Source organism: Sphingobium ummariense RL-3 (assembly GCF_000447205.1).
GTDB classification, from domain to species: domain Bacteria; phylum Pseudomonadota; class Alphaproteobacteria; order Sphingomonadales; family Sphingomonadaceae; genus Sphingobium; species Sphingobium ummariense.
In genome coordinates this window covers 81,358-98,356 of the sequence record NZ_AUWY01000112.1, presented here as the reverse complement: position 1 = coordinate 98,356, position 16,999 = coordinate 81,358, and the positions used below count along the sequence as shown (strand labels likewise).

General features: G+C 66.0%; 12 protein-coding genes. 4 read left to right on the top strand and 8 right to left on the bottom strand.

Annotation, left to right across the window (positions count from 1 at the left end; translation table 11 throughout):
- The first annotated feature begins 376 nt into the window (after positions 1-376).
- The gene (locus M529_RS41085) at positions 377-3,379 is read left to right on the top strand and encodes a TonB-dependent receptor plug domain-containing protein (RefSeq protein WP_031295213.1); all 3,003 of its coding nucleotides are present in this window, start codon (positions 377-379) and stop codon (positions 3,377-3,379) included.
- A gap of 83 nt (positions 3,380-3,462) precedes the next feature.
- Here the strand turns inward: M529_RS41085 and clpB are convergent, their stop codons facing one another.
- Positions 3,463-6,042, bottom strand: a complete 2,580-nt coding sequence (gene clpB / locus M529_RS41080; protein ID WP_021319050.1) for an ATP-dependent chaperone ClpB — start codon at positions 6,040-6,042, stop codon at positions 3,463-3,465.
- 139 nt (positions 6,043-6,181) lie between these two features.
- The gene (locus M529_RS41075; protein ID WP_031295212.1) at positions 6,182-7,843 is read right to left on the bottom strand and encodes a M28 family metallopeptidase; all 1,662 of its coding nucleotides are present in this window, start codon (positions 7,841-7,843) and stop codon (positions 6,182-6,184) included.
- A 165-nt stretch (positions 7,844-8,008) separates the two neighbouring features.
- Here M529_RS41075 and M529_RS41070 point away from each other — a divergent pair, with 165 nt between their 5' ends.
- On the top strand, positions 8,009-10,885 hold the full coding sequence (locus M529_RS41070) for a M16 family metallopeptidase (RefSeq protein ID WP_021319048.1): 2,877 nt from the start codon (positions 8,009-8,011) through the stop codon (positions 10,883-10,885).
- A gap of 28 nt (positions 10,886-10,913) precedes the next feature.
- Positions 10,914-11,216 (top strand): hypothetical protein, encoded by a 303-nt coding sequence (locus M529_RS41065; RefSeq protein WP_031295210.1) that lies wholly within the window; start codon positions 10,914-10,916, stop codon positions 11,214-11,216.
- A gap of 129 nt (positions 11,217-11,345) precedes the next feature.
- On the opposite strand, the gene pal is transcribed toward M529_RS41065, so the two are convergent.
- From pal to M529_RS41035, 6 genes are all read right to left on the bottom strand, one after another.
- Complete coding sequence (pal, locus tag M529_RS41060) at positions 11,346-11,861, bottom strand: peptidoglycan-associated lipoprotein Pal (RefSeq protein WP_021319046.1); 516 nt, start codon at positions 11,859-11,861, stop codon at positions 11,346-11,348.
- 117 nt (positions 11,862-11,978) lie between these two features.
- Positions 11,979-13,313, bottom strand: coding sequence for a Tol-Pal system beta propeller repeat protein TolB (gene tolB / locus M529_RS41055; RefSeq protein WP_021319045.1), 1,335 nt, complete (start codon positions 13,311-13,313; stop codon positions 11,979-11,981).
- The gene (locus M529_RS41050) at positions 13,310-14,275 is read right to left on the bottom strand and encodes a cell envelope integrity/translocation protein TolA (protein WP_021319044.1); all 966 of its coding nucleotides are present in this window, start codon (positions 14,273-14,275) and stop codon (positions 13,310-13,312) included. The genes tolB and M529_RS41050 overlap by 4 nt, the downstream gene beginning before the upstream one ends.
- Before the next feature lie 18 nt (positions 14,276-14,293).
- A complete protein-coding gene (tolR, locus tag M529_RS41045; protein WP_031295209.1) occupies positions 14,294-14,752 on the bottom strand; it encodes a protein TolR in 459 nt (152 codons plus the stop codon).
- Between the two features lie 35 nt (positions 14,753-14,787).
- The gene (gene tolQ, locus M529_RS41040) at positions 14,788-15,495 is read right to left on the bottom strand and encodes a protein TolQ (RefSeq protein WP_021319042.1); all 708 of its coding nucleotides are present in this window, start codon (positions 15,493-15,495) and stop codon (positions 14,788-14,790) included.
- A complete protein-coding gene (locus tag M529_RS41035; RefSeq protein ID WP_021319041.1) occupies positions 15,492-15,962 on the bottom strand; it encodes a YbgC/FadM family acyl-CoA thioesterase in 471 nt (156 codons plus the stop codon). The genes tolQ and M529_RS41035 overlap by 4 nt, the downstream gene beginning before the upstream one ends.
- 158 nt (positions 15,963-16,120) lie before the next feature.
- Between M529_RS41035 and M529_RS41030 the strand changes: the two genes are divergently transcribed.
- Entirely contained in the window at positions 16,121-16,999 is an 879-nt protein-coding gene (locus M529_RS41030; RefSeq protein ID WP_021319040.1) for a 3-hydroxyacyl-CoA dehydrogenase NAD-binding domain-containing protein, read from the top strand.

Genomic DNA, 16,999 nt, shown 5'->3' with positions numbered 1-16,999 from the left:
CGCGTCTCATCCGGGGCGCGGTTTTCTTTTATGCGATGCCGGCAGCAATGCCCAAAGTTGTGCGCCGAGGCAGGGCCTTTTGGAAGATCGAAGCAGAGGCTATTTCTCATACTAGAACATTGCTGGAACGCAAACGGACTGCCGTGTCCTCTGCACGGACCGTCTAAACAACATCTTGAAAAATATTTCATTTTCTCCCCGCAACGGTGTGGAGTCCCGGTCACAGTTTTTACACAATCTGTAAGACATGATTGCTGACTGCTTTACATTCGCATGACAGCTTCGCACCAGTGCGACCCAGCGCGTCATGCGCCAATCGCTGGCGGCGAAGGGCGAAAGGGTCCCTTCCGGCCGGATAGAAAAAGGGGTCAGGCTTGTGAAAACATCATCCATCACCGCATTTTTGCGTGCGGGCGTTGCGCCCGCCATTCTCGGCTTCGCGCTGCTTCAGGCGCCCGCCTTCGCGCAGGACGTCTCGCCGCAGGCAGCGGGCGACGCCGCTGAAAACGATACCATCATCGTCACCGGCTCGATCATCCGCCGCGCGGATGCCGAAACACCCTCGCCCGTCACCGTGGTGACCATCGACAACCTCGACAAGCGCGGCGTCAGCACGGTGCAGGAAGGCCTGCAGCGTATCGCCTCCAACAACGGTCCGGCGCTCACCAACAGCTTCTCGGCCAACGGTGCCTTCGCGGCTGGCGCATCGGCCGTGTCGCTCCGCGGCCTGTCGACCAACTCCACCCTTGTGCTGTTCGACGGCATGCGCGCCGCCTATTATCCGCTGTCCGATGACGGCACGCGCAACTTCGTCGATCTCAACACCATTCCCGACGACATCATCGACCATGTCGAAGTGCTGCGCGACGGCGCATCGTCCAGCTACGGCGCGGATGCGATCGCGGGCGTCGTCAACATTATCACGAAGAAGAACTTCAAGGGCGTCAGCGGCCGGGCGGAAACCGGCATCTCCAGCCGCGGCGACGGTGCGCAGTACCGCCTGTCGCTGACCGCGGGCACCGGCGACCTGGAGGAGAATGGCTACAACGCCTATGTCAGCGGCTTCTATTACAACAGCAAGCAGCTGAAGAACAAGGATCGCCCCTATCCGTTCAACACCGACGACTATCGCCGGATCTGCAACGACGGCACTTGCGGTCCGAACAACATCGTCGACGGCCTGGACGGCGACAATGCCTATCCCGGCTTCAGCGATGTCGTCACCAACACCGGCAGCACATTGTTTGTGCGTCCCGCCAGCGCGCTCACCGGCACGCAGAGCGGCCGCTATCAGATCCTGAATCCGGACCTGGGCTGCAACCGCAGCACGCCCTATGGTCTGACGCCGGGCGAACTGGCGGACAATCCGGCTGCCCCGACCACGGTGTGCCAGGAAGACCTTACCAACAACTACGGCGTCATCAATCCGGACATCGAACGCTATGGCCTGTCCGGCCGCATCACCGCCCGGGTGGGTGATTCGGCGGAGGCCTATGCGGAATTCAACTTCCTGCAGACCAAGGTGGCCTATGATGGCCTGCCGACCACGATCCGTGGCAATGCGCCCGCGCCCTTCTATTTTCCGCGCTACAGCACCTCAGCCAATATCGCTTATTATGGCGGCAACACCGTGTTGCAGCTGCCGGTCTATGTCTGCCCGCGCGGCACGACCGTCGCCTGCACCGCGGCGAACGGCACGCTGAATCCCAACAACCCCTTCGCCGCGCAGGGCCAGACCGCCGCGATCATCGGCCGCCTGCCCAATTCGATCGAGCATGACGAATCGCGCACCCGCGCCTATCGCGGTGCACTGGGAATCAAGGGTCCCATCAACGACAACTGGACCTATGACGTCAACGCGACGGCGATGCACATGGACCTGCGCCGCAAGTCGGACGGCTATGTCTATATCCAGCATCTGCTGGACGTGATCGCCGACGGCAGCTTCAACTTCGTCAACCCGGCGGCCAACAGCCAAGACGTGCTGGATTATCTGATGCCGACCGCCCAGGCGACGTCGACGTCGGACTTGGTGCAGACCCAGGCGAACGTCAGCGGCAGCCTGATGGACCTGCCGGGCGGCCCGCTGCAGGTCGGCGTCGGCGTGTCCTTCCGCTATGAGGCGATCGATTCCCCGAGCATCAACTCCGACTTTAATGGCGGGACGGAGCGCTATTATCGCCTCAACGGGTTCGCCGTGAAGGGCAGCCGCCGGGTCTATTCGGCCTTCGCGGAAGTGAACGCGCCGATCCTCGACCAGCTCGAAGTCAACGCCTCGGGTCGTTATGATCGCTATTCGGGCGGTACCGACAACTTCTCGCCCAAGATCGGCGTGAAGGTGAAGCCGATCCGGCAGGTGATGCTGCGCGGTACCTACTCGAAGGGCTTCCGCATCCCGAGCTTCGGCGAGGCCAATGCGACCTTCCCGACGACCGGCTATGTTTCCAACACCGCCAGCATCTTCAACGACCAGTATCTGGCGCAATATGGCTGCACCGTCGCGACCTTCGCGTCCTGCCCTGCCTATATCCGCAACGGCACCTATGGCCAGACGTCGGTTGGCAATCCGGACCTGAAGCCCGAAAAGTCGCGCAGCTTCACCGCCGGTATCCTGGTCGAGCCGATCCGGGGCCTCAGCTTCACGGTCGACTATTACAACATCAAGAAGACCAACGCGATCACCACCGCGAACAACGCGCCGGCGATCGACGCCTATTATGCGGGCCAGGACATCCCGGCGGGCTACACCGTCATTCCGGACGCGCCCGATACCGCCAATCCGGGCGCTCTGCCGCGCATCGCCTTCGTCCAGTCGGGCTTCATCAACGCCAATACGATCAAGTCGGAAGGCCTTGACTTCGGCGCCAATGCCGATCTCGCGATCACCGACGGCATCCGCTGGCAGAGCTCGCTGGAGGCCAGCTACATCATGAAGCTGGAAACCCGCTTCCCCGACGGTTCGGTGGAGCGCTATGATGGCACGCTCGGCAACTTCAACCTGACCGCCGGTTCCGGTACGCCGAAATGGCGCGGTACCCTGCTGAACACGCTGGACTTCGGCTCCTTCGCGATCAGCAACACCGTCAACTTCTTCGGCGGCTACGACCTGTCGGCGACCGACCAGGGCACCGGCTACAAGGATTGCGGCCTGAACGACGGATCGCTGCCCTGCCGGGTCAAGGACTACATCACCTTCGACCTCAACGCCCAGGTTCGCGTGAACGATAGCTTCACCCTCTATGCGAACATGCTCAACATGTTCGACAAGCTGCCGCGCATCGACACGGTCACCTATGGCGCCCATGCCTACAACCCCGTCCAGGGCGGCGAGGGCATACTGGGCCGCTATTTCCGCGTCGGCGTGAAGGTCAACTACTGATCATCCCACCCTTGCCGGGATGATCAGTCTGTGAGCGCTCCTTCGAAAGAGGAGCGCTCATTTTTTTCTTTTTCGGGCGAGGATCAGTTTACGCGAAGGGTCAGCGATCCGTCGCCATCTTCGACCCGGACGGTCGACCCGTCCGGCACCGCGCCGCGCAGGATCAGGTCGGCGAGCGGGTCCTGCAGATAGCGCTGCACGGCCCTTTTCAGGGGTCTCGCACCATAGACCGGGTCGTAGCCCACCCGCCCCAGCCACGCCCTTGCGCCGTCCGTCAGGTCGAGCGTCACCTTGCGGTCCTTCAGCAGCTTCTGCACCCGGCCGACCTGGATGTCGACGATCGGGCCCATATGCTCGGCGCCCAGACGATGGAACAGGATGATCTCGTCCAGGCGATTGAGGAACTCCGGCCGGAAATGGGCGCGGACGACGTCCATCACCTGATCCTCGACCTTCTCGACCGGCTCGCCGTCGGCCAGGCCGGCGATATACTGGCTGCCGAGGTTGGAGGTCAGCACGATGATCGTGTTGGTGAAGTCGACCGTGCGGCCCTGCCCGTCGGTCAGGCGGCCGTCGTCGAGCACCTGCAGCAGCACGTTGAACACGTCGCCATGCGCCTTCTCCACCTCGTCGAACAACACGACCTGATAGGGACGGCGGCGGACAGCTTCGGTCAGCACGCCGCCTTCCTCATAGCCGACATAGCCCGGAGGCGCGCCGATCAGGCGGGCGACGCTGTGCTTCTCCATGAACTCGCTCATGTCGATGCGCACCATCGCGCTGTCGTCGTCGAACAGGAAGCCGGCGAGCGCCTTGGTCAGCTCGGTCTTGCCGACGCCCGTGGGGCCGAGGAAGAGGAACGACCCAAGCGGTCGGTTGGGGTCCTGTAGCCCGGCGCGGCTGCGGCGCACGGCGGTGGCGACGGCCTTGACCGCGTCGGCCTGACCGATCACGCGCTTGCCGAGTTCCGCCTCCATATTGAGCAGCTTCTCGCGCTCGCCCTCCAGCATCCGGTCGACCGGAATGCCGGTCCAGCGGGAAACGACGGCGGCGATGTCCTCGGCCGTCACCTCCTCGCGCAGCATCGCGCCCTTGGAGACGGACTGCGCCTCCTCCAGCTGCCTTTCCAGGGTCGGGATCGTGCCATATTGCAGCTCGCCCGCCTTGGCATATTCGCCGCTGCGCTGCGCCTGCTCCAGCTGGATGCGCGCGGCGTCGAGCTGTTCCTTCAGCTTCGCCTCGCCCGCGATCTTGTCCTTCTCCGCCTGCCAGCGCTGGGTCAGCTCCGCCGACTGCTGCTCCAGATTGGCCAGGTCGCCCTCCAGCGCGGTGAGCCGGTCCTTCGACGCCTGGTCGCTTTCCTTCTTCAGCGCTTCGCGCTCGATCTGGAGCTGCATGATGCGGCGGTCCAGATTCTCGATCTCCTCGGGCTTGCTCTCCACTTCCATGCGGATGCGGCTTGCCGCCTCGTCCATCAGGTCGATGGCCTTGTCGGGCAGGAAGCGGTCGGTGATGTAACGGTTGGACAGCGTCGCGGCGGACACGATCGCGCCATCGGTGATGCGCACGCCATGGTGCGTCTCGTACTTGTCCTTGATCCCGCGCAGGATGGAGATGGTGTCCTCCACCGTGGGTTCGCCGACGAACACCGGCTGGAACCGCCGCTGGAGCGCGGGGTCCTTCTCCACATATTTGCGATATTCGTCGAGCGTGGTCGCGCCGATGCAGTGCAGCTCGCCCCGCGCCAGTGCGGGTTTCAGCAGGTTGCCCGCGTCCATCGCGCCTTCCGACTTGCCCGCGCCGATCAGCGTGTGCATCTCGTCGATGAAGAGGACGATCTGGCCTTCGCCGGCCTTGACCTCGTCGAGCACGCCCTTCAAACGCTCCTCGAACTCGCCGCGATATTTGGCCCCCGCGATCAGGCTGCCCATGTCGAGCGCCATCAGCGTGCGGTCCTTCAGCGTATCGGGTACGTCGCCATTGGCGATGCGCAGCGCCAGCCCCTCGGCGATGGCGGTCTTGCCCACGCCGGGGTCCCCGATCAGCACGGGGTTGTTCTTGGTGCGGCGGGCCAGAATCTGGATGGTGCGGCGGATCTCCTCGTCGCGGCCGATCACCGGGTCGAGCTTGCCGTCCTTCGCCGCCTGCGTCAGGTCACGTGCGAACTTCTTGAGCGCGTCATAGCGGTCCTCCGCGCCCGCCGTATCGGCGGTGCGGCCTTGGCGGAGCTGGTTGATCGCGGCGTTGAGCGCCTCCGCCTTCACGCCGGCCGCGGCGAGCGCCCTGCCCGCCGTCGTGGTGGTGGCAAGGGTCAGTGCCAGCAGCAGCCGCTCGACCGTGACGAAGCTGTCGCCGGCCTTCTGTGCCACCTGCTCTGCGCTGTCGAGCACGCGCACGGCGTCATTGTCGAGGCCGGGGGTCTGCTGCGCGCCGCTGCCGGAGACGGCCGGGATCTTCGCCAGCGCCGCATCCGTTTCGCGCACAGCCGTCTCGGCCGATCCGCCCGCCGCCTTGATCAGGCCCGTGGCCATACCCTGCTGATCCTCCAGCAGGGCTTTCAGCAGATGCTCTGGGCTGATCCGCTGGTGGTTCATGCGGATCGCCACGGTCTGCGCGGATTGCAGGAACCCCTTGGCGCGGTCGGTGAACTTTTCGAGATTCATGGCAACCCTCTGGAATGAAACTGGCCCGGATATAGTGTTGCGAAAAAGCAACACAAGAGCCTCAGTTCAATCCGCAATTTACCCTATGAACGGACTCCGCAAATAGGGCGTTCCCGATGCAGGAACGGGCGGCAAATGCCTAACGCGCCGCCTTTACCGCTCCGGCCGCGAAGATGTCGCCGAAGAAATCGCCTTGATACCATGCCGGCGGCGTGTCGCTGTCCGCCATGGCACGGGTGATCCGGTAATTGGCCTCAGCGAAGCGGGCGCCCGCATCCCAGTCGATCTTCTGGCTCATGTCGTCCCCGGGGTGGTGATAATTGCCGCCCAGGAACTCGCCCCAGGCCTTCTCGCCGCCATTGGCGAAGCCGGTGGCCAGGAACACGGCGGGCACGCCCTGCTTCACGAACATATAATGGTCGGACCGCACAAAAATCGTTTCCTGCGGCATCGGATCGGGCGAAAGCCTGACGTTCATCGGCGCGACCGCCTTCGCCACGATCGGGCCCAGGGTCGAATGGTCGGCGCCAAAGGCGATGACGTCGGTGAAGGGATAGAGCAGCAGCGGCATGTCCAGGTCGACATTGCCGACGATCTGCTTCACCGGGACGGCGGGGTGGCGCGCGAAATAGTCGGCGCCCAGAAGGCCCTTCTCCTCCCCCGTGGAGGCGAGGAAGATGATCGAGCGCCGTGGCTTCACCGGCGCCTGCGCCATCGCCCGCGCGACTTCCAGCATGGTGGCGATGCCCGCCGCATTGTCGAGCGCACCGTTGTTGATGCGGTCGGTTTCGGGCGTGTCTCCCGGCTTGGCGGGCGTGACACCGATATGGTCCAGATGCGCGGACAGGACGACATACTGGTCCTTCAGCGCCGGGTCGCTGCCAGGCAGGATGCCCACGACATTGGGGCTGGTGACGCGCTCGCTCCGGCTTTCGATCTTGATGCGCACGCTGGCCTTGAGCGGGAAGCCCTTCGGCTTGCCACCCGCCTTGTCCGCCTGCTTGCGGATGGCCGCGATCGTCGTCGGCGCGCCGGCGAACACGGCGTCCACCGCCGGCTCGTTGAGCGAGGCGGAGGCGCGGATACCCGGCGCTTCGTCAAAGGGCTTGCCGTCGACGCCGACCCATGTGAAGTCGGGCTCGTCGGCGAAATGGACCATGCGGCTCCACGGGCGCGCCTTCATCGACTGGATCGTGCCGACCGACAGCATGCCGATCGCGCCGTGCGCCTGCGCCGCCTGCGCCTTGGTTGCGGACAGGTGCGCGCCCTCCTCGCTGGGCAGCCCCTTGGGATAGCCGCGCAGCGCGACGACGATCTTCCCCCTGACATCCAGACCGGCATAGTCGTTGAGGCCGAAGCGCGCATTCTCGATGCCATAGCCGACGAAGACCAGCGGTGCGGAAACATCCAGCGCAGGCTCGGCGGTGTTCATGCTCACGAGGACGTCGGTCCCGTGCGCCCAGGTCTTCCCGCCCGCCGGGCCGGTGACCGTCAACGTGCCCGGCGTGGCGGTGCGCTCGGTCTTCTGGAAGCCGATCCTCTGGTACCAGCCGCCCTTGCCTTCCTTGGTGTCGCCGCCCGGCTTGAGGCCCATACCCTCGAACTGGCTCGCGACATAGCGTGCCGCGATCTCATGCTCCTCGCTGCCGGTGTCGCGGCCCTTCAGCAGATCGTCGGACAGGAAATCGACATGGGCGCGCACCGCCGCGGCGGAGAAGACCGGTTCTGCCGGTGACTGGGCCGGCAGCGCGGCCGGCAGGAGTAGGGCGGCGATCGCTGCGAGCGCAACGGGGCGTTTCATGGGGGAGGCGCTTTCGTCGAAGGTCTGGAATCGAATTTTCTTGCCGGGCACCCCGCGCCTTGTCCAGCGCAATGCGTATTGCGCCGCTAAAACGCCCCGCTATGGTGCGGGCATGGCGGGCGGAGTCCTTCATGCCCGCGTGGTCCTGTTTCTCATGAGGCCCCGATGACCCTCTCTTCCTTCTCCCGCCGGCTTCCGCTTCTGCTCGGCCTGTCGGCGCTTGCGTTGCTGCCCGTGACCCAGGCGATCGCGGCAGCGCCCGCCTCCACGGCGGTGGCGGCGCCCGCACCGCTCTCCAGCCTCGTGTCGGCGGTGAATATTCCCTATGAGGAATTCCGGCTGAAGAACGGCCTGCGGGTCATCGTCCACACCGACCGGAAGGCGCCGGTCGTCGGCGTGTCGATCTGGTACCATGTCGGGTCGCGCTTCGAGCCCGCGGGCAAGACCGGCTTCGCCCACCTGTTCGAGCACATCATGTTCTATGGTTCGGAAAACGCCGACGGCCCCTTCTTCGGCCGGCTGGAGGATATCGGCGCGACCGACTGGAACGGCACCACCTGGTTCGACCGCACCAACTATTTCGAGACGGTGCCGACCGGCGCGCTCGACCGCGCGCTGTTCCTGGAATCGGACCGCATGGGCCATCTGCTCGGCGCGGTGACGCAGGTGAAGCTCGATACCCAGCGCGGCGTCGTCCAGAACGAGAAGCGCATGGGCGAGAACGAGCCCTATGGTCTCGTCGAATATGCGCAGCTCGCCGCGCTGCTGCCGGAGGGGCACCCCTATCGCCATTCGACCATCGGCTCGATGGCGGATCTCAACGCTGCCAGCCTTGCCGACGTGCAGAGCTGGTTCAAGACGCACTACGGCCCCAACAACGCCGTGCTGGTGCTGGCGGGCGACATCGACGTGCCCACGGCGAAGGCGAAGGTGGAGCGCTGGTTCGGCAACATTCCGGCTGGCCCCGCGCCCACCGATGTCGATGCCAGCGTGCCGACGCTCGACAAGGATGTCGACAAGCTGATGCACGACAATGTCGCCGCCACCCGGCTTTATCGCAACTGGATCGTGCCCGGCGTCAACTCGGACGAGCTGACGCAGCTCGACATCGCCATGTCGGTGTTCGGTGGTCTAGGCTCCTCGCGCCTCTACAATACGCTGGTCCGCGACGAGAAGGTGGCGGTCGGCGTCAAGGCCAGCATCCAGCCCTTCGAGAAGCTCTCCATGGCGGAGATCACTGTGGACGTGAAGCCGGGCGTCGATCCGGTCGCGGTGGGCAAGCGGCTCGATGCACTGCTCGCCGACTATCTCGCCAAGGGACCGACCGCCGACGAGGTGCTGCGCGCCGCGACGCAGCAGGTGTCCGGCACCATTTCCGGTCTGGAGAAGGTCGGCGGCTTTTCCGGCAAGGCGGTAACCTTGGCGGAAGGCGCGGTCTATTCGAACGACCCGGGCAAGTACAAGAAGGACCTGTCCGCCTATGCCGCCGCCACGCCGCAGTCGGTGAGCGCGGCAGCGCGCAAATGGTTCGGCCGGCCTGTGCTCCGCCTCACGGTCGCGCCGGGCGAGCGTTCGGCCGCGGACAATGCACTGGCTGGCAACACGGCGACGCACAGGCCCGCCTTCTTCCGCGATCCAGACGCGCCCGCGCCGGCCGCCGCGACGCCGCCGGCGCCCACGAAGATCGCCGAGCCCGCGATCGAGCCCGTCGCCGACCTTGATTTCCCGAAGGTCGAGCATGCGACGCTCAGCAACGGCATTCCGGTCGTCTTCACCCGTCGCGACGCGGTGCCGACCGTGCGCGTATCGGTCGCCTTCGACGCGGGGAACGCTGCCGACGACAAGGCGAAGCTGGGCACCGCCGCGCTCACCACCGCGCTGCTGGACGAAGGCACGAAGACGCGCAGCTCGCTCCAGATTTCGGAAGAGCAGGAGCGGCTGGGCGCGGCGGTCAGCGCCGCCAACAGCATGGACCGCACTACCGTCGGCCTCTATGCGCTCAAGCCCAATCTCGACGCCTCGCTGGGGCTGCTGTCCGACATCGTACGCAACCCCGCCTTTGCCCCGACGGAGGTCGAGCGTCTGCGTGGCCAGCTGCTGACCCGCATCGCTGCGGAGAAGACCGAGCCGATGCCGATCGCCCAGCGCCTGCTGCCGCCGCTGCTCTACGGCAAGGCGCATCCCTATGGCATCCCCTTCACCGGCTCCGGCACGGAGACGGGCGTCAAGGCGGTGACGCGCGACGATCTCGTCGCCTTCCACGAAGCCTGGATGCGGCCCGACAACGCCAAGATCTTCGCCACCGGCGACACGACGCTGGCCGAGCTGATGCCGCTGCTGGAAAAGCGCTTCGGCGACTGGAAGGCGCCGGCGCGGGCCAAGGGCGCCAAGCTGTTCCGGATGGACCGAATGCTGCGGCCCTCGCGCATCGTGCTGGTGGACAAGCCGCAAAGCCCGCAGTCGATGATCCTGGCGGGCGTGCTGACCAACAAGGCCGGCACCGACAATCCGGTGACCTTGCTGACGGCAAACGAGGTGCTGGGCGGCAGCACCACTTCCCGCCTCATCATGGACCTGCGCGAGACCAAGGGCTGGGCCTATTATGCCGGCACTGCACTGCCGGGCGTGAAGGAAACCATCCCGCTGCTCGTCTATGCCCCGGTGCAGACCGACAAGACCGGCGAATCGATCATCGCGGCACGCAAGGACATCACGGATTTCCTGACCGCCAAGGGCACCACCGAAACGGAGCGCAACCAGACCATCAACAGCCAGATCCTCTCGCTGCCCGGCAGCTTCGAGACGTCGTCCGATCTGCTGGCGGCGATGATGCGCAACGACCTGATCGGCCGGCCGGACGATTATTATGCGCGTCTTCCTGCCATCTATCGCGCGATGACCGCCGCCGATTTCGACAAGGCCGCGCGCGAGGCGATCGCTGCCGACCGGCTGATCTGGGTCGTGGTGGGCGATGCGAAGCTGGTGCGGCCGCAGCTTGACGCGGTCGGCCTTCCGGTGGAAACGGGTACGCTTGCAGACTAACGCGAACGTAAACGTAAGGAGAATGGATATGGCTGGAGTGGACGGCGCCTATGATTGCGTCGCAAAGACGCCGATGGGCGACCAAAACGGCGTGCTGACCGTGATCAGCGCGGGCGAGACCTTCCACGGTACTTTCGCCGGGATGCTGGGCTCGCTCGACGTCAAGGACGGCAAGGTCGACGGCAACCACCTGACGTGGAAGATGGACATGACCGTGCCCATGCCGATGACGCTGGAATGCGAGGCGGAAGTGACGGGCGACACGATCAGCGGCACGATGCAGCTTGGTGCCTTCGGCGCGGCGGGCTTTTCGGGTACGCGGCGGGGGTGAAGTCGGCTCCCCTTCCGCTGGGGAGCTGGAGTGTGAGCCAATGTGGGGAAGGCCAATTCTGGCCATTTCACTTCGTCATCCCGGCTCAGGGCCGGGATGACGATGCGTTCGTCTTATAAGACCAAACCCTCAGTACTGGATCGTCACCGTCACCGCGCGGCGGTTCTGCGCCCAGGCGGCTTCGTCCGATCCCAGCGCGGCGGGGCGTTCCTTGCCATAGCTGACGGTCGTGATGCGGCCGGGATCGACGCCCAGCGAGGCGAGATAGTTCTTCGCCGCATTGGCGCGGCGCTCGCCCAGCGCGATGTTGTAGTCGCGAGTGCCGCGCTCGTCACAATGGCCCTCGATCGTCACGCGAACGCTGGGGTTCTGCTGCAGCCAGGCCGCCTGGCTCTGCAGCGTCGCCTGGTCCTCGGCATCGATGTCATACTGGTCGAGGGCGAAGAAGACGCGGTCCGAAGACACCGAAGCAATGAAGTCCTCCTGGCTGCCCTTGACCGGGCCGCTCGACGGCACGCCGCCGGTGCCGGTAGATGGAGCGGCCGTTCCGCCGGGGGCGGGGGGCAGCTCTGCCGGTGGCTTCTTCGAACAGGCCGCGAGCGCGACGATGGCTGTCGCCATCAACAGGGGCCGGGAAAGTTTCATCACAGTCTCCTTGATCGTGCCGGTGTACCGCCCGGAAATGCAGGGCAGGCTTGGTGAAGTTCGTTACGCTGTCAAGACGAAAGGGTTCCGTCGAGGCGGGGATTAATCCCCGCCCTTTCACGGCAGCAGCGGACCCCAGGCCGGATCAGAGCCGCTGAGCGGTGTCGGGATCCGCCGTTCGTTCACGCCGGTCAGGTCGACTTGCCAGACTTGGCTGTTGCCTTCCCGGCCAGGCGTCGTGCGGAAGAACTGCAGCACGCGGCCGTTGGGCGACCAGGTCGGCTGCTCGTCCTGCCAGCCGTTGGTCAGGATGCGCTCATTGTCGCCGGTCGGCGTCATCACCGCGATCTTGAAGTCGCCCGACAGTTTGGTGAAGGCAATCAGGTCGCCGCGCGGGCTCCATTCGGGCGTCGCATAACGGCCCCCGCCATGGCTGATCCGCTGCTGGTTGGAGCCATCCGCGTTCATCACATAGATTTGCTGCCCACCCGAACGATCGCTCTCGAACACGATGCGGCTGCCGTCGGGCGAATAGCTGCCTCCCACATCGATGCCGGGCGACGTGGTGAGCCGCACCGGCGTGCCGCCGCTCGCGGACACGCGATAGATGTCGGTATTGCCCGCCACCGCCATGGAAAAGAGGATGTTGCGGCCGTCCGGCGACCAGCGCGGCGCGAAGGTCGGGTTGTTGCTTTCCGTCACCAGCCGCTGGCTGCCGGTGCCGATGTCGTAGACATAGATTCGCACCCGGCTGTTGAGATAGCTCACATAGACGATCGACTTGTAGTCGGGCGAGAAGCGGGGCGTCAGCGCGATCGACTGGCCGTTGGTGATGAATCGGTGGTTGGCGCCGTCCGAATCCATGATGGCCAGCCGCTTGGTCCGGTTCCCCTTGGGGCCGCTTTCGGCGATATAGGCGATGCGGCTGTCGAAGAAGGGGCTCTCGCCCGACAGGCGCGCGTATATCGCGTCGGCGCATTTATGCGCGGCGCGGCGCCAGTCGCGCGGGGCGACGACATAGCCCTGCCGCGTCAGCTCCTGCTTCAGCGCCACGTCATAGAGATAGCAGCCGACGGTGATGTCCGCCTCTCCCCCGGTGGTGCGCACGAAGCCGTGCACCAGCGCCTGATAGGCGCCCCATTTCTCGAACTGCGGAAAGGTGACCTCCGGGAAGGCGATGGCCGGCAGGCCGGCGGGGCCGGAGGGTTCGAACAGCCCCGATCCCTTGAGGTCGGATGCGATCACCTCAGCGATCTTGCGGCCGAGTTCGCCCGAAGAGCCGGCGGGGGTCGATACTTCCTGCTGCGCCGGCATCGGCGGCACGGCGATCTTGAGGTTGGCGTCGATGTCTCCGGTCACATCGACGGACAACTGCGCCAGGGAGGGCGCGGCGGCGAAAGCCAGCAGGGCGGCGGCGGCCGTCGAAAGGCGGCGCAACAGGGTCGTCTTCATCGGTTCAGCCTCGCGTCAAAGCGGAGTGGCCGCAGCCATTTCCACTGTTCGTAATATTCGGGGGGTAAATTCCTGAAGGGCGACGCCAGTTTCACGGCCTGGATCGCGCGTTCGGCGTGCAGCTTCGCCTGGGGGCGGTTGCTGGCGGTGACGCCGAGCTGGTCGATGATCTCCGGCGTGCCGATCACGCGCCCGCTCTGGTCCAGCCGGACCTCCAGCAGGGTGACGAGCTGGTCCGCGTCGGCGCCCGATGGGGGGCGCCAGTGCGGCTTCAACTGGCGACGAATCTCCGCGTCGAGCGCGGCCTTCTGCTGCGTGCCCATGGCGGCGGCGGGCGGCGGCGCGGGCTTACGCGGTGCGTCGGCATTGGTGTCGATGCCCTTGAGGAAATCCTTGCCCAGCAGGGAGCCCTTCGGTTTCTCCGCCTTGCCCTGGCCGGAGGCACGCGCCGGCGCATCGGTCTTGGGCTTGGCGGTCGACTTGGTGGGCGCGGCCGCGGCGGCCTTGGTCTTCTCCGGCGCGGGCTTGGCCTTGGGGGCGGGCTTCTCGGGGGCCGGCTTGGGCTTGGCGGGCGCTTTCGCCACCTCCTTCTTCGCTGGTGCAGGCTTTGGCGCTGGCGCGGGCTTGGGTGGCGCCGGTTTCGCGACCTCCTTGGGCGGTGTCGGCTTGGGCTGCGGCTTGGGCGGGGCGGCGACAGGCTCCGGCTGCGGTTCCGGTTCCGGCGCGGGCGCGGCGTCCTCGGTCGGCCCCTTCTCCGGCGCGACGCTCGGCGGCGGCGGCTCCGTCGAGATACGCGGCGCGGTGGACTTGAGCGCGACCTCGTCCACCAGGCTGACGTCCATCGGCGGCGAATTGAGCTTCAGAGGGTTGGGCGTCGCCAGGAAACCGGCGGACAGCAGCCCGAACAGCAGGACATGTCCCGCCGTCGCGACGCCCAGGCCGATCTTTTCCGCGCGATCCATATGGCTGGCCTATGGTCCCTAGTCTGAACCGGCGCTGACATCGTCGGCGCCGGTGGAAACCAGCGCGACCTTGTTCAGCCCGGCGCGGTTCAGCTCACCCATGACGCGCATGACGCGGCCATAGTCGAGCGCGGTGTCAGCACGCAGGAAGATCTGCGGCGGTTCCGGCTTGCCTGCATTGGCGGACACGATCTCGGCCAGCCGGTCGGGCAGGTCGGCGTCGCTCACCTGGTCCTCGTCGATGAAGAGGCCGCCGTCGCGGTCGATCGACACGATCGTCGGCTTGGCGTCCTGGTCCAGGCCCTTGGCGCGGGTTTCGGGCAGGTTGACCGGGACGCCGGTCACCAGCAGCGGCGCCGTCACCATGAAGATGATGAGCAGCACCAGCATCACATCGACCAGCGGCGTGACGTTGATGTCCGCCATCGGCGCGCGTCCGCGTCCGCGGCGGCCGGAAGGAGGGCCGGACATCGCCATTTAGCGCGCTCCCCGATCGGCAGCGATACTCAGGATCATCGCTGCGCCTCCAGTTCGCGGCTCAACGTGGTGTAGAAACCATCGGCGAACCGGGTGAGGCCCGCTTCCAGCCGGTTGATGCCGTGGCTGAAACGGTTGTAGGCGATCACCGCCGGGATCGCTGCGAACAGGCCGATGGCGGTGGCGAACAGCGCCTCCGCAATGCCCGGCGCCACGACCGCGAGGCTGCTGTTCTGCGCCGCCGCGATGCCGGTGAACGCGCGCATGATGCCCCAGACGGTGCCGAACAGGCCGACGAAGGGCGCCACCGATCCCACGGTCGCCAGGATGTTCAGCCGGTCGGCCAGCTGGTCCACTTCCGCCGCGATGCTGCTCGACATGGCGGTGGACAGGCGGTCGCGCGTCCCTTCCCGGTCGATCACCTTCTGCGCGGTGGAGCGGCGCCATTCGGTGACGCCGGCGGCCATCACGCGGGCGGCCGGAAATTCCGCCTTGCCGCGCGCCTCGTAGAAACGGTCGATATCTTCCGCCTTCCAGAAGTCCTGCTCGAAGGCGCGGCTCTTCCGGCTCGCCCCGCGCAGGGTGAAGCTGAAGCCGATGATGATCGCCCAGGTCCAGATGCTGGCGAGCAGCAGGCCCAGCATCACCACCTTCACGACGATGTCGGCCTGCAGGAACAGGGCGAGCGGCGATATGGTCGCGGCGTCGGTCATGACGCCCATATCGGGCATGGAAAGGCTCATGGGTGGATGTCTTCCCCTCTCAACAGGCGGCTGAAAATGTCGGTCCAGGCTTTGGGCTGCCGTTGCGGGCGGCCGCCCGGCGTCAGATAGGCAACAGAGACCTCGCCCTGCGTCAAGACTTCCTCGCCGCGCATGACTGTCTGATGAATGGAACAGGTCGCGGCGCCCACGGCAGCGACGCGGCTCACCACCATCAGGTCGTCGTCCAGCCGGGCGGGGCGGCGGTAGCGGATGGAAAGTTCGGTGACGGCATAGACGCCCTCGCCCCCTTCATGGCCCGCCCGCTGGTCGATGCCGGCGATACGCAGCATGTCGGACCGGGCGCGCTCCATGTAGCGCAGATAGTTGGCGTGATAGACCAGGCCCGACAGATCGGTATCCTCGAAATAGATGCGCAAGGGGAAATGGTGCATGGCGGCGATGAACCGCCCGGTGGCGGGCGCTGGCAACGGGTCGGACACGGGCATGCGGCGCCTTTTAACCATCATGGCGTGGGCACGCAAAGGCCGAAATTCCCGCAATCGCCTTCACTCGGCCATGTGGACCGATCCGCTCGCCGCCTATGGCGCCGGGGACGCGCCATCGTTAGGGGGAAGGGCAACATGATTCAGGCGGAGGATGAGCGATGACGGAATTGACGACCGTGGGCGTGATCGGCGCAGGCCAGATGGGCGCGGGCATCGCGCAGGTGGCGGCGCAGGCGGGCTATCGGGTGATCCTGTCGGACATCGACCTTCCCCGCGCGGAAAAGGGCAGGGACGGCATCGCGCGGCTCCTGGCCCGGGGCGTGGAGAAGGGCAAGATCGATCAGGCCGACGCCGATGCCGCGCTGGCGCGCATCTGCCCGGTGGGCGAAGTCGCGCCGCTGGGCGAAGCGCAGCTGGTGATCGAGGCGGCGACCGAGCGGGAGGATATCAAGCGCGGCATCTTCGCCAATGTCGGGCCGCTGCTGGCGGGCGACGCCATCCTCGCCACCAACACCTCCTCCATCCCGATCACCAGGCTCGCGCAGGCGGCGCCTGATGCCGGCCGCTTCGTCGGGGTCCATTTCTTCAACCCGGTGCCGGTGATGGGTCTGATCGAGATCATCCGCGGCCTCGCCACCGCGCCGGAAACGGTCGATGCGATCGAAGCCTTCGCGGTGCGCCTCGGCAAGCAGGTGGTGCACGCCTTCGACGCGCCCGGCTTCATCGTCAACCGCATCCTCATGCCGATGCTGAACGAGGCCTGCTTCGCGCTGGGTGAGGGCGTCGCCAATGTGAAGGACATCGACACCGCCATCCAGCTCGGCCTCAACCACCCGATGGGTCCGCTGACGCTGGCCGATTTCGTGGGCCTCGATACCTGCCTGGAGATCTGCAAGGTGCTGCACGGCTCAACCGGCGATCCCAAGTTCCGCCCGGCGCCGCTGCTCGTCAAATATGTCGAGGCGGGCTGGTACGGCCGCAAGACCGGGCGGGGCTTCTACGACTATTCGGGACCGGAGCCGGTGCCGACGCGCTGA

Bases quoted from the DNA above. Each gene is read 5' to 3' on its own strand.
- tolR (WP_031295209.1), bottom strand. From the start codon at position 14,752: ATGGCGATGTCCGGCCCTCCTTCCGGCCGCCGCGGACGCGGACGCGCG.
- M529_RS41035 (WP_021319041.1), bottom strand. From the start codon at position 15,962: ATGCCCGTGTCCGACCCGTTGCCAGCGCCCGCCACCGGGCGGTTCATC.
- tolQ (WP_021319042.1), bottom strand. From the start codon at position 15,495: ATGAGCCTTTCCATGCCCGATATGGGCGTCATGACCGACGCCGCGACC.
- M529_RS41065 (WP_031295210.1), top strand. From the start codon at position 10,914: ATGGCTGGAGTGGACGGCGCCTATGATTGCGTCGCAAAGACGCCGATG.
- pal (WP_021319046.1), bottom strand. From the start codon at position 11,861: ATGAAACTTTCCCGGCCCCTGTTGATGGCGACAGCCATCGTCGCGCTC.
- M529_RS41075 (WP_031295212.1), bottom strand. From the start codon at position 7,843: ATGAAACGCCCCGTTGCGCTCGCAGCGATCGCCGCCCTACTCCTGCCG.
- M529_RS41050 (WP_021319044.1), bottom strand. From the start codon at position 14,275: ATGGATCGCGCGGAAAAGATCGGCCTGGGCGTCGCGACGGCGGGACAT.
- tolB (WP_021319045.1), bottom strand. From the start codon at position 13,313: ATGAAGACGACCCTGTTGCGCCGCCTTTCGACGGCCGCCGCCGCCCTG.
- M529_RS41070 (WP_021319048.1), top strand. From the start codon at position 8,009: ATGACCCTCTCTTCCTTCTCCCGCCGGCTTCCGCTTCTGCTCGGCCTG.
- M529_RS41030 (WP_021319040.1), top strand. From the start codon at position 16,121: ATGACGGAATTGACGACCGTGGGCGTGATCGGCGCAGGCCAGATGGGC.
- clpB (WP_021319050.1), bottom strand. From the start codon at position 6,042: ATGAATCTCGAAAAGTTCACCGACCGCGCCAAGGGGTTCCTGCAATCC.